Consider the following 14758-nt stretch of genomic DNA (forward strand, 5'->3'; position numbering starts at 1 on the left):
AGTACTATGGCAGCGCCTACACCTCTACAAGCATTCAGCTCAATTCCTAAAGAGCCTGCGACACCATCAATAGGGCAGACAGACCCCCAAGGCGAGAGCATGACGGGAGCCCAAGCTCTCATTCGTTGCTTGGAAGATCTAGGCATTGATGTTGTGTTTGGTATACCCGGAGGCCAAATACTACCAGTCTTCGACGCCATAACAGATGAGACTAAGTTCCGCTTTGTGCTCACCCGCCAAGAGCAGGCAGCAGGACAAGCAGCGCAAGGCTACGCTCTCGCTACTGGCAGAGTAGGCGTCTGCATGGTCACCTCTGGGCCAGGAGCAACCAACATGGTTACTCCTATCGCAGAAGCTGCAATGGACTCAGTACCTTTAGTGGTGATCACTGGCCAAGTATCCGTTGAATCCATCGGAACTGATGCCTTCCAAGAAGCAGATATCATGGGCATCACTTATCCAATTGTCAAACATTCGTACTTGGTCACTGACGCCCGAGATATACCTCGAGTTATGACTGAGGCCTATTACATAGCGCAAACCGGCAGACCTGGTCCAGTACTCATTGACTTAACAAAGACCGCTCAGACACAACAAGTCGCATACTCTTGGCCGCAAAAACCCATTCTTCCTGGGTACAAACCAACCACTAAAGCCCACGGCCATGTCTTGCACGATGCCGCAAAACTGCTGTCACTATCGAAGCGCCCCCTTTTGTATGTGGGAGGTGGAGCAGCTCGAGCACAGGCCAGCAGCCAGGTTATAAGGCTCTCTGAACTCACGGATGCACCGGTAGTAACTACTCTGGCAGCAAGAGGCGTAATTCCAGATAGCAACCCTCACTCACTGGGTATGCCTGGTATGCATGGTTCAATATCTGCAAATGGCGCTATTCAAGAGTGTGACTTACTCGTCGCTATTGGGGCCCGCTTTGATGACAGGGTCACAGGTAAGTTACGTCAATTCGCCCCCAATGCCAAAGTGGTCCATATTGATATTGACCCAGCTGAAATTGGTAAAAACAGGGCAGTCGATGTCCCTATCGTAGGTGATGTCGCTCAGGTTCTCGATGATTTATGCGAAGTTACCCAACAAACTTTTGCCAGAACTAACAAGCCAGATTTGACGGCTTGGTGGCAACGCATTCACTCCTGGCAAACAGCTTACCCTCGCACTTATGAAAGTTCTCCGACTGGACAGATAGAGCCTCAATGGGCATTACAGGAATTAAATCAGCTAGTTCCAAAGAACGCAGTTTGGGTTACAGGCGTGGGCCAGCACCAGATGTGGGCCAGCCAGTTTATTGATTTTGAGCATCCACTTTCATGGATATCCTCATGTGGCTTAGGGACTATGGGCTATGGGCTACCTGCTGCAATCGGTGCAGCTGTGGGGACCAAGAATGATCGACAGGTCTGGCTTATTGAAGGAGACGGTGGTTTCCAGGTATCTAGCTCTGAACTAGCTGTAGCCCGCCAAGAAGGGCTTCCGCTCAAGATTGTTATCTTCAATAACTCCTCATACGGCATGATACGACAATGGCAACATCTCTTTTACTCTGCCCATTACTCGTATACCGACTTGCATGACGGGACGGTAACACATCAAGGTCAAGCTACTATCAATGCTATGCCACCGGTCCCCGACTTCGTTAAGCTGGCTGAAGCATACGACTGCTTAGGATTACGTGCAAATTCCAAAACAGAAGCTGTAGCAGCCTTTACACAGGCACTTAATACTAACGATCAACCAGTAGTCATTGATTTACGTGTATGGTCAGATGCACAAGTTTGGCCTATGGTGCCGCCTGGGGCTTCAAACAGCGAAATTATCTACAAACCTGGCGTCACACCACTACTTACGCAGGATTCTCGCGAACAGTCGCCAGAGTAAGCACATTTAACTCCCAAAGCAGGCAGCTAGCACATAGAAGGCACATGATGGTTAACAATTCAGCTACACACTCCGAAGCTCGGCAACATATACTTTCTGTCTTAGTGGAGAACCGCCCAGGTGTGCTGGCCCGCGTCACAGGCTTGTTCGCTAGACGGTCGTTCAACATTGATTCACTCTCTGTTTCTTCCACAGAGCGGGCAGACATCTCTCGTATCACAGTCACTACTGACGCCGAGCCTGAGCCTCTCGAACAAATCATTAAGCAGCTTAATAAGCTCCTCCATGTTTTAAAAATTGTAGAGCTTAACCCAGAGCAGGCTGTGGAGAGAGAGCTTGTTCTCATTAAGGTAAAAGCTAACGAACGCAACCGCTCAGATGTCTTAGAAATCGTGAAACTCTTCCGAGTAAGGGTTGTCGATGTACACCCAGAGTCACTTACCATTGAAGCAACAGGTGCACAGGGTAAGCTGGACGCTCTTATGGGACTGCTGACACCTTTTGGCATGGTAGAACTAGTTCGTTCAGGAGCGGTGGCGCTGACCCGAGGCCCCAAGGCACTCAGTGAAAAGGTTCCTGAAATCCAAATCGGTGAGCGCTTAAACCGGTAAATGGTTCCCAACGCTCCAAGCCTCGCGCTAAATTAGAGAATCGTGCCTATCTATGATCTCGGTTTGGAACATGTTTCCCTTTCATTTGCCACTAAAGATATCTTCGACGATGTAACCCAAGGCATTTGCGAGGGTGATCGAATCGGGATAGTTGGCCGCAATGGTGACGGTAAGTCAACTCTTTTGCGTCTACTGTCCAAACAAATCGAACCTGACTCTGGACGGGTAACAAGAAGGGGTGGACTCACACTAGGAGTACTGGACCAGAGAGATCCCTTGAATGATGATGATAGTTTACGCAAGGCTGCGCTTGGGAACCGTGAGGACTATGAGTGGGCTTCTGATGCCCAGTCCCGTGAAATTGTAGAAACTCTCTTAGCCGGTATGGACTTAGACAGCCCTGTGGGTTCCCTTTCGGGTGGCCAGCGTCGGCGAGCAGACCTGGCCCGTCTTCTCCTCAAAGACTGGGATATTTTAGCCTTAGATGAACCTACTAATCACTTAGACATTGTCACTATTCACTGGCTGGCTGAGCACTTGCGAAACCGCTGGCCAAAAGGTTCAGGCGCCCTCCTGCTGGTAACTCATGATCGCTGGTTCCTTGATGAAGTCTGTTCAAGCATGTGGGAAGTCCACGACGGCACTATAGACCCCTTTGAAGGTGGCTATTCGGCATACATGCTTCAACGAGTAGAGCGAGACCGTCAAGCGGAGGTCGCAGAGAATAAGCGACAAAACTTGGCACGCAAAGAACTTGCCTGGCTCACCCGCGGAGCAAGAGCACGATCAACGAAACAAAAGTTCCATGTCAAAGCAGCGACTGAGTTGATTGCAGATGTTCCGCCTATGCGCAATACCTTAGAACTCAAGCGTATGGCCACCTCCCGTTTGGGTAAACAAGTAGTGGATCTCAAAGATGTCACCAAGTCATATCCTATTGCCAACAAACCAAACCAGACCCGTACAGTTATTGACGACGTAACTTGGCTGATCGGACCAGGTGACCGTTTCGGTGTCGTAGGCGCTAACGGCGCAGGTAAGTCTACCTTGTTAGGACTCATCGACGGCAGTGTCCAGCCTACTGCTGGTCGAGTCAATATAGGCAAGACCGTTAAATTCGCTGTGCTTACCCAGCGCTTGGATGAGTTGGAAACTTTAGGCGCATACAAGATTCAAGAGATTCTCAGCCGCTATAAGTCTAATTATGAGCTGGAGGGTAAGGAAGTAACACCTACCCAGCTCATGGAGCGACTAGGGTTCTCCTCCGCTCAGTTGATGACCCGTATCCAAGACCTTTCTGGCGGACAGAAACGTCGTATGCAGCTCCTTCTCATCCTCCTTGACGAGCCAAACGTACTCATTATGGACGAGCCAGGCAATGATTTAGATACAGACATGTTGGCTGTCATGGAAGACTTATTAGACTCATGGCCTGGCACCTTGATCGTTGTCTCTCACGACCGCTACCTACTAGAACGTGTAACCGATCAACAGTTTGCACTAATAGGTGGAAAGGTCACCCACCTGCCCGGCGGTGTGGATGACTACCTTGCCATGGTTGAACAACACCTGAGCTTGAACACACTCAGTTCAAGTGGGTCGGACACACCCGGGCAAGACTCAGCCCTCAGCATTACCTCGCAAGAGGCAGGTAAGAGTGCTTCTGGTAAGTCTGCCCGTCAAAATCAGCATGAACTCAATAAAAAATCCCGTGCCATTGAACGTAAACTTACCAAACTTAACCAAGAGATACACGATCTACAAACCAATATGGCAGAACACGATCCCAGTGATTATGCTGGCCTGAGCGCACTCAACGAACAGGTTAAGACCATACGAGCGCAAATCGACTCCCTAGAAGAAGAGTGGCTGTCGATAGGTGAACAGTTAGAAGATTAACCGTTCATTCCCTAACAGGTTGCGCAGCACAAGTAGAGCAGCGAGCAGCAAACGCAGAAAAAAGCGAGTCAGCCATAGGCTGAATAAGAGGATCAGCCTCTTGAAAATCACTGACCAGCTGAGCTATTTGGCTTTTTTTCAAGCCTTCTGTAACTTCTGGCTGTTCTAACCATTGTTCAAAGATCGGCATCGTCACTTCAAGATGGAATTGCACGCCCAAAGCTGAACCTTGACGGAAGGCCTCTACTTTAGTGAGAGGGGACTTAGCTAACAATTTGGCATCAGGCGGTAACGTAACGGAATCAGAGTGCCACTGTAGAACCGTAGTCTTTTTATCAGCCCATGAAGAGACGGCATCGTCAGTAGCTACCCACTTCACTTGGTCAACTCCCCTCTGGAGGGTTTTACCTAGTGTTAACTGACCACCCAGGGCTTGAGCTAAAATTTGGTGCCCCAAGCAGACACCTAAAACCGGTATTCCAGCACTGTGAGCTGCTTTAGCCAACTTAGCCTCAGCTTTGAGACCAGGAAAGTGCTCATAATCATTAGCTTGCATAGGCCCACCAAGGAGCACTATGCCAGCGAGTTCTTCTAGCGGTGGTAACTGAGGTTTCTTGATCGTAGCAACATTCATTGTCACCCGCTCTAAACCTACATCTTCCAAATTATCTTCTATACGGCCAGCCCGTTCCCAGGCGGCGTGCTGCACAATGAGGACCTTTCGATTCGGCATACCCCTATGGTGTCACACAGTACGGTCTTATCGAAGCGACCAGTCACGGATACGCATTGCACATGAACCAATTCATTCCAGTTTCTAGAGCTCCCGACCCCGACAAGAGCATAAAAAAAGTAAAAGCTTACACCATTGGCCACGAAACAAGAGTGGGATTTGGGCACTGGGCTGTGGCAGGACTCCCCCAAGCTAGGTCTTATCGCAATTGGTTCATGCTTTTACGGCTTCACTATGATCAATACAATAATGGAGTGCCCTCCAATAGCGTTCAAATACCTCGGGTACCCTGATGAGCAGCCAACTCATTATGTCAGGTAAAGACGGTAGCATCATTGGTATGAACACGAGCCCTAATCCGCTTAATTCCAACGATTCTCTGAGCCAAAATGCGACAGACCTGAGACTGTATGACACAGCCAGCAAGACTGTGACCACCTTTGAGCCCATTGAACCAGGCAAGGTCAGCCTGTACATCTGCGGAGCAACTGTACAGGCCTCACCCCATGTAGGACACATACGCACAACCCTTGCCTTTGACGTAATTCGCCGATGGATGCTTAAGCTTGGCTACAGGGTAACGCTTATACGTAACGTGACCGACATCGATGACAAGATTTTAGATAAGGCGGCAGCAGCGGGCCAGCAATGGTGGGAACGAGCATCCATCTACGAGCGTGAATTCACAGCTGCATACGACGCTTTAGGGGCATTACCCCCAACATATGAGCCACGTGCAACTGGCCATATTCCGCAGATGATCGACCTGGTCAATAGGTTACTAGAACGGGGGCACGCTTATGTGGTACCCACCCCAGAAGGAGTTCCTTCAGGAAACGTGTACTTTGATGTAGAATCTTGGCCACAGTACGGTGCTCTTACCCACCAAGAGACAGGCACAAAAGCTGCTGACGAACAAGCGGCTCTTGCTGACTCAATGGGCCCCAGCATCGATACCACCACGGCAAACAAGTACAGTCCTGTTGATGATGCCGACACACTCGCCAGCAAGCATGGGCCACGAGACTTTGCCCTCTGGAAGGCCTCAAAGCCAACTGATCCTATGACTGCCCGCTGGGATACTCCCTTCGGCAGTGGTCGCCCAGGTTGGCATCTTGAATGTTCAGCCATGAGCCACCGTTACCTAGGTGAAGATTTTGACATACACGGAGGAGGCCTTGACTTGCGCTTCCCCCACCACGAGAACGAAATGGCTCAATCCCACGCTGCTGGCTGGGGCTTCGCTCATCGTTGGATGCATACCGCTTGGGTGACTCAAAAAGGCGAGAAAATGTCCAAATCCCTTGGCAATGGGCTATCCGTTTCAACTGTTCTTGCTGCCTATCCCGCTTGGGTGGTCCGCTATGCCTTGGTTTCAGTTCACTACCGCTCCATGCTGGAGTGGGGTGATCAAATGCTCTCCGAGGCACAGGCCGCTTACGAGCGCATTATTGGTTTTGTAGAGAGAGCCGGCAAAATGCTCAGTTGGCAACCTACCCGCGAGCAAGTTACCACTGTACCAACAGACCAGCTACCTACTGACTTCGTGAACGCAATGAACGACGATATCAGGGTATCGGAGGCTCTGGCGGTTCTATTCGCTACCATACGTAGAGCTAACACTCGCATGAATGAAAACCCATCTGATGCAGAGTTAGACCAACTCCGCAACGACCTTCTCCAAGTGCGTGCTATGCTCGACATCTTCGGTCTAGACCCACTTGATCCTCATTGGATTCAGCCAGGCCAAGGACAGCAGGCAGATGCAGCCCACAAGGCCTTAGATAGGTTGGTTCTTCAAGAGTTAACCGATCGAACTACAGCCCGCCACGCTAAGGACTTCGCTCAGGCAGATGCCATCCGTGACCGTCTCACGCAAGCTGGCATCACAATTGAAGACACTCCCTCTGGTTCCAGCTGGCATCTTGAGGACTGACAACATGCACAAGATGATGAGAGATAACAAGTCATCCAGAGGCTTGCCCTCGATCTAGGTTAAGTAGGAACTTCCTCAAATAGATACCTGCTAGGTACCTACACCAGGAATACTATCTATTTGACGTACATTTCTCCCGGCTGCAAGTTAGAATTGAGACATTATGGCTGCATTTTCTTCACTAACGGACAGACTGTCGAACGCGTTTACGCACTTACGTTCCAAGGGCAAGCTCAGCGAAGCCGATATTGACGGCACTATTCGTGAGATTCGCCGCGCCCTGCTTGACGCGGATGTTTCCTTAGATGTTGTACGTTCCTTCACTGGGAAGGTTCGCGAACGAGCCTTAGGATCCGAAGTTTCCCAAGCCCTGAACCCTGCCCAACAGGTGGTTTCCATAGTCAATGATGAGCTGACGCAGATTCTGGGCGCTGGTGTCGACCGACCCTTAAACTTCGCAAAGACCCCACCAACTGTCATTATGTTGGCTGGCTTGCAGGGTGCTGGAAAAACCACTCTAGCCGGTAAGCTTGGCTACTGGTTAAAAGATGCAGGTCACACTCCTGTTCTGGTAGCAGCTGATCTTCAACGACCAAATGCGGTAACACAGTTACAGGTCGTGGGCGAACGTGCCGGTGTACCAGTCTTCGCTCCAGAGCCAGGTATTCAAACCGATAGTTCCGATGTGGTGTCTCCAGGGCAAGCAAGTGGTGACCCAGTCAAAGTAGCCCGTGATGCCATAGAAGAAGCCAAGGGCAAGCTCTATGACACAGTCATTATTGATACAGCTGGTCGCCTCGGCGTGGATCAGGAGCTCATGCAGCAGGCTCGAGATATCCGCGACGCCGTCCATCCGAACGAAATCCTCTTCGTTATAGATGCCATGATCGGTCAGGATGCAGTGACCACTGCTCAAGCATTCGATCAGGGTGTAGATTTCACTGGAGTCGTACTTTCTAAGTTGGATGGTGACGCCCGTGGCGGTGCTGCCTTGTCAGTTGCGTCTGTAACTGGCAAACCAATCCTGTTTGCTTCCAATGGCGAGGGGCTGAAGGACTTTGAAGTCTTCCACCCCGATCGTATGGCTTCCCGTATCCTTGATATGGGTGACATCTTAACGCTGATAGAGCAAGCCCAAAAAGAGTTCGACGAAGAGGAATCTCGCAAGGCTGCTGCCAAAATGGCCGAGGGCTCATACGGGCTTGACGACTTCATGGACCAGCTTCAGCAAATCCAAAAACTCGGGTCACTCAAGTCCATCCTTGGTATGATTCCCGGCATGGCTCAGCACCGTAAGGAGCTAGAGCAGTTTGATGAGACAGAAATCGACCGAACTCAAGCCATTATCCGTTCAATGACACCCGAAGAACGCAGGGATCCAAAAATTATAGATGGCTCCCGTCGGGCTCGAATCGCCTATGGCTCAGGCACAACAGTATCCGCAGTTAACAGCCTCCTTCAACGCTTCGAGCAGGCTTCCAAAATGATGAAACGCATGACAAATGGGGTTCGTCAGATACCAGGAATGCCTGGGTTTGGTGGGAGCAAAACGAACAAAAAAGGCAGGAAAGGAAATAAGAAAAAAGGTAAATCTCGCTCTGGCAACCCAATGAAGCGCGAACAGGAAGAACAAGCATTGCGCCAGCGTCTCTCTGGTGCAGATAAGCCCAGTGCAGGATCATCCTTTGCTAAACCACAAACGGCACAAATGCCAGAAATCCCACCAAACCTAGGTGGCGGTTTATCAGGCTTATTCGGAGCTTGATTCCACTGTGAGCACCATACTGTGGGTTTTGCTCCTACTGTGCAGCTTATGGATGGCTTTGCGTTTTCTGCCCCCTGGCTGGGACTGGCACCGACCGTTGCCAGAGCTGATTGCACTTATTCCCCTACTGTCAGCACCACTGCTCATTATCATTGTTTGGTCACTGGTTGAAGCTGCTTGGGCACAGACTATTGTTGGCACGCTCCTACTCACCTTAGAAGCTCTGTGGGAACTACCCTTCTTGGTAAAGCTGCCTAACGGTTTACTACCGTTCCTGGCAGGCTTACCTCCGCGGAGCCAGCCCAACGACTCTGGCAGTCGTCAGCACATATGCATGATGACGTTGAACTGCCGGTATGGCAAAGCTAGCGTTGCAACCATACGTAACCTTGTCGAGAGTAAACAAGTAGAAGTTCTTGCTTTACAGGAAGTGACCCAAGAGTTCCTCAAAGAACTCGACACTACTGGTATTCAATCTCAGCTCCCCTATCGTTCAGTAGGTCCAACAACCAAAGACGATAATGGTGGTTGTAATGCTCTTTTCAGCAAGATACAACCACTTGAACAGCAATCATCCTCGGTTACTATACCTGCTTCAGCCGTTCCCACGATGACACTCCCTCTGAACAACACCACTCTTCGGATAGCGTCAGCTCATCCAAAATCCCCTCAACGTGGTGCAATGAATTGGGGTAACAGCATATTGGCTTTGTCTGCATTAAACCTGATTACCTCGGCAGACCCATTACAGACAGTAAACGCTGGTGAAGAAACTCAACAGCACAAGGCATCTACTAGCTCTTTCGAATGCGTCATTTTAGGAGATCTCAACTCTTCTCTTTACCATCCTTCCTTCCGCCGTATGCTCAAAGATGGCCGACTCTTAGACGGCGCTGTGTCATTACATCAGGGTATTCACCCCACGTTTCCAGCCAACTGGCCTGCGCTACCACCACTAATCGAAATCGACCATATCCTCCATTCACCAGGCCTCATGCTGCAATCACTCGAGACACTACATGTTGCAGGAACTGACCACTTAGGTTTACTCGCACATATAAGTGAGTGCGAGCAGGAACATAAGACCAGCCATTGAACTTCTGCCCACGTATGCGTTTATCTTTGCTTTGAGATATAATTTTGCTGTTATTCGTGCGAGCGGGCCCTCTCATACCGTGAGGACGAGGAACACGTGGTGCTTGATTTGTATGCCCCACATAGAAGTCGAATACCACAATTCTAGTAACAAGGAGAGCCATTTTGGCAACCAAGATTCGTCTGAAGAGAATGGGCAAGAAATTCTACGCCTTCTACCGTGTAGTCGTAGTAGACTCCCGTAAAAAGCGTGACGGTAAGGTTATTGAGGAGATTGGTACATACAATCCAAATACCCAGCCTTCAACCATCAACATCGATTCCGAGCGTGCCCAGTACTGGCTTGGTGTAGGTGCACAGCCAAGTGAACCTGTCTTTAACCTGCTCAAGATTACCGGTGACTGGCAAAAATTCAAGGACCTGCCCGGTAAGGAAGGAACATATAAGGTTCCTCAAGCAGAGAAAGACATACAGGCCCGTATTGAGCAGGCAGAAGCTGAAGCCCAGAAGCTTAAGGCCAAGAAGTCTGAAGCAGAGGCCAAGGCAAAGGCAACAGCTGAAGCCTCCAAGTCCAGCGAGACTGAGACCGCAGAAGCAGCCGCCGAAACCGAAGCAGCTGCTGAATAAATCACCAAAAGACAATTAGAGGGGTAGACAGTTATGCTCGCGCAGGCAGTCGAACATTTAATTAAAGACATCGTCGATTTTCCTGATGATGTTTCAGTTCGTTCCCACGAGAATGCACGCGGCGAACTCTTACGCGTGCAAGTCAACCCTGAAGACATCGGCCGAGTTATCGGTCGTAGCGGAAGAACAGCTAATGCTATTCGAACCGTTGCTCAGGCTATCTGCGATCACAAGATTCGCATCGACATCATGGATGTGCGCCAGTGAACGCGGATACTGACCGCTATACGGCAGACCCTCAACAGTCTAGACTGTTGAGGGTCTGCCGTATAGGTCGTGCGCAAGGTCTGAAAGGCGAAGTCAATGTATTCGCCTATACGGACGAACCAGAACGTCGCTTCTCCCCCGGCTCTGTCTTAACCCAACCCGAAGAGCATCAAAGCTTTACCGTTGAAAGTTCTCGCCGTTTTAAGAGCCGCTGGATTGTGCACTTCACAGGTGTTGACAACCGAACTGCTGCTGAATCCCTTACTGGCATAGAATTATATGTTCAAGCCGAACTACTTGCAGATAATACAGATGATGATGCTTGGTATTTAGAGGATCTGGTCGGTCTCGATGTCCGCATGGCTGCCGGTAATACCTTGGGAAGACCAGCAAACGAGCAAGTCGGAAGAGTCAGCGCTGTGATTGACTCCCCTGCCCAACAACTCTTAGAGGTTCAGTTAACCTCTAGCAAGCACGGAGATAGTGATGATGGCACTGATGTAACTACTGGACTAGTGCCGTTTGTAGAAGAGTTGGTACCCGAGGTCAATCCTGAAGAAGGATACATACTCATTGATCCACCAAAAGGTCTCTTAAGCTTGCCTGAATAGGCATACACTTTCATCCGAACTTGCAAAAAACTAAGGCAGGTATTACCTGGCTGCACCTGTACTATACTGCGAGTCAACGATTGCGACAAAGCTACCGTTGACTCGCCTGCTACATATCACTGACAACCAGATACGTCATATCCAAAGGACCATGAACACCGACTACTAGCACCATTTCAATATCACCAGTGTTGGATGGTCCGGTGATAATGTTGATGTTGGAAGTCTTGAGTTCACCTGCCTTTATAGCCTTGTCATAGCGATCCATAGCCTGCCTGGAGCGAGGTAAAATTCTGGATTTACGGACGATTGCCAAATAGTGCACCGGCAAGAAATGAAAAGCCCTCCCCTGCCCTGGCGTCGTAGCAGTAGTAATACTACAAGACTCAGCCAAGAGATAATCTGCAAAAGCTATAGCAGCACCTGCATGTTCTGCGGTAGTGATGTTGGTTGTACGACCTGCTCCAGGTTTCCAAAAGGTTGGTGCTGGATCCGTGAGACCATCTCTCCAAGACTCTAAACCAAAATCAGCATACAACTCCGAAGTGGGCAGTAAAAGATGGTTGTGATCGTTGGCTTGGTAAGGGTCATCCTCGTTATTAGTGATCTTGTCGCGAATAAAATCATCTAGGACGGCCGGCAGGTCCACTTTCGTCGTAACCTGTAAGTTCACGTTGACTGCCGTACTGTTTGCCTTAGCAATTTCTAATAGCTCATCCTGGGTCTTTCCTGAGAGGGTTGTCTCAGGTAAGTCATTGACAGGAACTAACGGGTTATCCTTGAGCTGGTGACGGGGACGACGGGCCTTCTCAGCGATGTTATTGAGAAATACTTCGCGATCTGTCATTGCTCAAGCCTTCCTCTCAGCTTGTATTTCCTGTTCTCGTTGAGCCGTATGCTTGGCTATCTTAGGATCCACATCAGCTGGTTTGTGAGTTTTGAACCAGCTACGGAAATTTTTAGAGTGAGCCGGTGGATCAGGCAAATCACGAACTTTTGTCCAACCGCCAAACACAAAGGGCATCCATTCCACGTGCTTGTCGTCGGAGTAGAGGTTCTTAGCAGCTTCAGGCCCTTTTCTAGCAAGAGGAGCCATAGCTAAGTGGTCTAGTCCCAGAGCAGTTCGGAAGAGAGAAGAATGGCCTGTTCCCAAACCGACGACGCGCATCACTACATCATCTATGAGCTTACTTTGATGAATGTCGTCCATCTCAATCTCACGATGTTTGAGCAACAGCTTGTGCAAAGGAATTTTAACGGGGCAGGTAGATGTGCAAGCCGTACACAAGCTGCACGCATAGGGCAACTCGGCAAAGTCATCATAGTTGCCTTGCAAGACTGGAGATAAGATTGAACCTACAGGACCTGGATAGATAGAACCATAGCCATGACCACCAATATGCCGGTAAACTGGGCAGACGTTTAAGCACGAAGCACAACGGATACATTGCAGGATCGGCTCGAAGTCAGTACCCAGGGCGTTAGAACGGCCGTTATCAATAATGACCACATAAAACTCTTCAGGACCATCCGACTCTCCATCAACCTGCCTAGAGGTAAAAGTGCAATACGTGGTAATCTTTTGACCAACTGCTGAACGGGCCAGCATATTATCAATCGTCTCAGCCTCACGCATACCAGGTACGATACGTTCCATCCCCATGCACACCACTTGAATTTTAGGAATGGCCATACACAAGTCAGCATTGCCCTCATTGGTGTCTAAGTTGATCATACCGTTATCAGCTACGGCAAAATTGCAGCCAGTAATGGACATCTCATTCTCAAGGAAGCGCTTGCGCATTACCTTACGGGCAAAACGGGCTAAGTGCTGGGGGTCATTGTCACCCTCATAACCCAGCTTCTCCATAAAGACTTCTCGTACCTGATCGCGGTTCTTATGGAGGGCCGGAAATACTAAATGAGTAGGTTGGTCCCAATCATCCTGCTGAAGAATAAACTCAGCTAAATCTGTCTCCAGTAACTCCATACCAGGAATTTCTAAGAGAGCCTCATCTATCCCGATCTCAGTGGTGACCATAGACTTGGACTTGACCACATGTTTGACTTGCTTTTCTCTGGCTAAGTTTGTTATAAAATCACGAGCTTCTATGTCAGTCTGAGCGAAGAACACATGTCCGCCATTGCTTTCAACATTATCGGAAAATTCTTCCAAGTAATCAGGCAAATATCGTACAGTGTGCTGACGGATTTGTTCACCAAGTTTGCGCCAGTCTTCCCAATTGCCCAACTCTCGGCGGGCACCCTCACGTTTAATCCACTGGGCATCCTGGGCTTTTGCTACAGCTTTCTGCGCGAAAGTGTCTTCCTCGGATTCCTTAACACGAGTAAGAAAATCATGGTCACTGCTACGAATCATGCTCCCAGTCTTCATATCAAGACCCCCTTGCTTTCCTGTGCATCCACATAGGTAACTCGACTGATATCAACATCGTGGTTGAGTACCTCAGCAAGATGCATAATCGTAATGCTTTCACCTCGCCGGTTGCAACGACCACCTATGTTCATTAGGCAAGCCGGGTCGCAAGAAATAAGAACCGATGCATTGGTCGAAATCACATCATTAACTTTTTCATCAACCATCTGCCGGGAGATTTCTGGTTCCTTCATGGAAAACATGCCACCAAAACCACAACAATTTTCAATGTGCGGCAAGGGAACCATAGTTAAGCCCTTGACGTGATCTAGAAGGGCAAACGGGCTTGTGCTTTCACCCAAGAGCCGGGTCATGTGGCATGAACGATGATAGGTTGCCACTGCATCCAGCTCAGCACCAGCATTTTCAATACCGAGTACACGGTATACAAACTGCGAAAACTCATAGGTCTTATCAGCAATAGCCTGGGCCTTAGCCTGGTAAGCCGGTTCTCCCTTAAGGTGTGCGGGCAGCTCCTTGAGCATGTTGACACAAGAGCCAGCAGGACCAACAACATAGTCTGCATCGACACTCAGCAGAGCATCTACTTCATTGTGCATCACATGCTTAGTGGACTTAACATACCCGCTATTATAGGTAGGCTGTCCACAACAAATTTGTTGCATAGGCATAAAGGTTTCACAGCCGAAGCGTTCTAGTACCTCAACCATGGCTTTGCCAACATTAGGGAACATCATATCAACCACGCAAGTAGAAAAGATAACTACTTTCATGTTCACCCCTCACTTCTTTGTCAGATGTTCTATTTTTGGTCACCACAGTCAAAAACAACCTATCCTACGACTCCAAGATAAGTACTAGGTGCCCGCCACCCCACAAGCACGACTGCAAAAGACAACCAAAAAACAGATACTTATATCATC

Annotated in this window: 13 protein-coding genes; 9 read left to right on the forward strand and 4 right to left on the reverse strand. The window is 49.3% G+C overall.

Features of this window, described 5'->3' with window-relative positions:
• Positions 1–6 precede the first annotated feature (6 nt).
• From BOCO_RS01355 to BOCO_RS01365, 3 genes are read left to right on the forward strand one after another with little or no spacing between them, the layout of a single operon-like run.
• The gene (locus BOCO_RS01355; protein WP_094722316.1) at positions 7–1893 is read left to right on the forward strand and encodes an acetolactate synthase large subunit; all 1887 of its coding nucleotides are present in this window, start codon (positions 7–9) and stop codon (positions 1891–1893) included.
• Between the two features lie 47 nt (positions 1894–1940).
• Positions 1941–2504 (forward strand): acetolactate synthase small subunit, encoded by a 564-nt coding sequence (gene ilvN, locus BOCO_RS01360; protein ID WP_094722369.1) that lies wholly within the window; start codon positions 1941–1943, stop codon positions 2502–2504.
• A gap of 42 nt (positions 2505–2546) precedes the next feature.
• A complete protein-coding gene (locus BOCO_RS01365) occupies positions 2547–4403 on the forward strand; it encodes an ABC-F family ATP-binding cassette domain-containing protein (RefSeq protein ID WP_094722317.1) in 1857 nt (618 codons plus the stop codon).
• A 4-nt stretch (positions 4404–4407) separates the two neighbouring features.
• Here the strand turns inward: BOCO_RS01365 and BOCO_RS01370 are convergent, their stop codons facing one another.
• On the reverse strand, positions 4408–5136 hold the full coding sequence (locus BOCO_RS01370) for a type 1 glutamine amidotransferase (protein ID WP_094722318.1): 729 nt from the start codon (positions 5134–5136) through the stop codon (positions 4408–4410).
• A 340-nt stretch (positions 5137–5476) separates the two neighbouring features.
• Between BOCO_RS01370 and cysS the strand changes: the two genes are divergently transcribed.
• The 6 genes from cysS to rimM all read left to right on the forward strand — a co-directional run bounded on the left by cysS (position 5477) and on the right by rimM (position 11437).
• A complete protein-coding gene (gene cysS, locus BOCO_RS01375) occupies positions 5477–7072 on the forward strand; it encodes a cysteine--tRNA ligase (protein ID WP_211278672.1) in 1596 nt (531 codons plus the stop codon).
• 163 nt (positions 7073–7235) lie between these two features.
• Positions 7236–8837, forward strand: coding sequence for a signal recognition particle protein (gene ffh / locus BOCO_RS01380; RefSeq protein ID WP_094722320.1), 1602 nt, complete (start codon positions 7236–7238; stop codon positions 8835–8837).
• A 52-nt stretch (positions 8838–8889) separates the two neighbouring features.
• Positions 8890–9933 (forward strand): endonuclease/exonuclease/phosphatase family protein, encoded by a 1044-nt coding sequence (locus tag BOCO_RS01385; RefSeq protein WP_094722321.1) that lies wholly within the window; start codon positions 8890–8892, stop codon positions 9931–9933.
• A 164-nt stretch (positions 9934–10097) separates the two neighbouring features.
• Positions 10098–10559: a 30S ribosomal protein S16 gene (rpsP, locus tag BOCO_RS01390; RefSeq protein WP_094722322.1), complete on the forward strand. Its 462-nt coding sequence runs from the start codon at positions 10098–10100 to the stop codon at positions 10557–10559.
• Positions 10560–10592: 33 nt separating this feature from the next.
• Positions 10593–10826 carry an RNA-binding protein gene (locus BOCO_RS01395; protein WP_094722323.1) on the forward strand — a complete coding sequence of 78 codons (234 nt, stop codon included), beginning with the start codon at positions 10593–10595 and terminating at the stop codon, positions 10824–10826.
• The gene (gene rimM, locus BOCO_RS01400; protein ID WP_094722324.1) at positions 10823–11437 is read left to right on the forward strand and encodes a ribosome maturation factor RimM; all 615 of its coding nucleotides are present in this window, start codon (positions 10823–10825) and stop codon (positions 11435–11437) included. Before BOCO_RS01395 ends, rimM begins: the two co-directional genes overlap by 4 nt.
• A gap of 109 nt (positions 11438–11546) precedes the next feature.
• Here the strand turns inward: rimM and BOCO_RS01405 are convergent, their stop codons facing one another.
• Genes BOCO_RS01405 through BOCO_RS01415 form a run of 3 tightly spaced genes read right to left on the reverse strand, consistent with a single transcriptional unit; the run spans position 11547 to position 14608 of the window.
• A complete protein-coding gene (locus BOCO_RS01405; RefSeq protein ID WP_094722325.1) occupies positions 11547–12284 on the reverse strand; it encodes a LutC/YkgG family protein in 738 nt (245 codons plus the stop codon).
• 3 nt (positions 12285–12287) lie between these two features.
• Positions 12288–13832: a LutB/LldF family L-lactate oxidation iron-sulfur protein gene (locus BOCO_RS01410; RefSeq protein ID WP_211278670.1), complete on the reverse strand. Its 1545-nt coding sequence runs from the start codon at positions 13830–13832 to the stop codon at positions 12288–12290.
• The gene (locus BOCO_RS01415) at positions 13829–14608 is read right to left on the reverse strand and encodes a (Fe-S)-binding protein (RefSeq protein ID WP_094722326.1); all 780 of its coding nucleotides are present in this window, start codon (positions 14606–14608) and stop codon (positions 13829–13831) included. The genes BOCO_RS01410 and BOCO_RS01415 overlap by 4 nt, the downstream gene beginning before the upstream one ends.
• Between the last annotated feature and the right edge of the window lie 150 nt (positions 14609–14758).

This window comes from Bombiscardovia coagulans (genome assembly GCF_002259585.1).
Lineage (GTDB): Bacteria > Actinomycetota > Actinomycetes > Actinomycetales > Bifidobacteriaceae > Bombiscardovia > Bombiscardovia coagulans.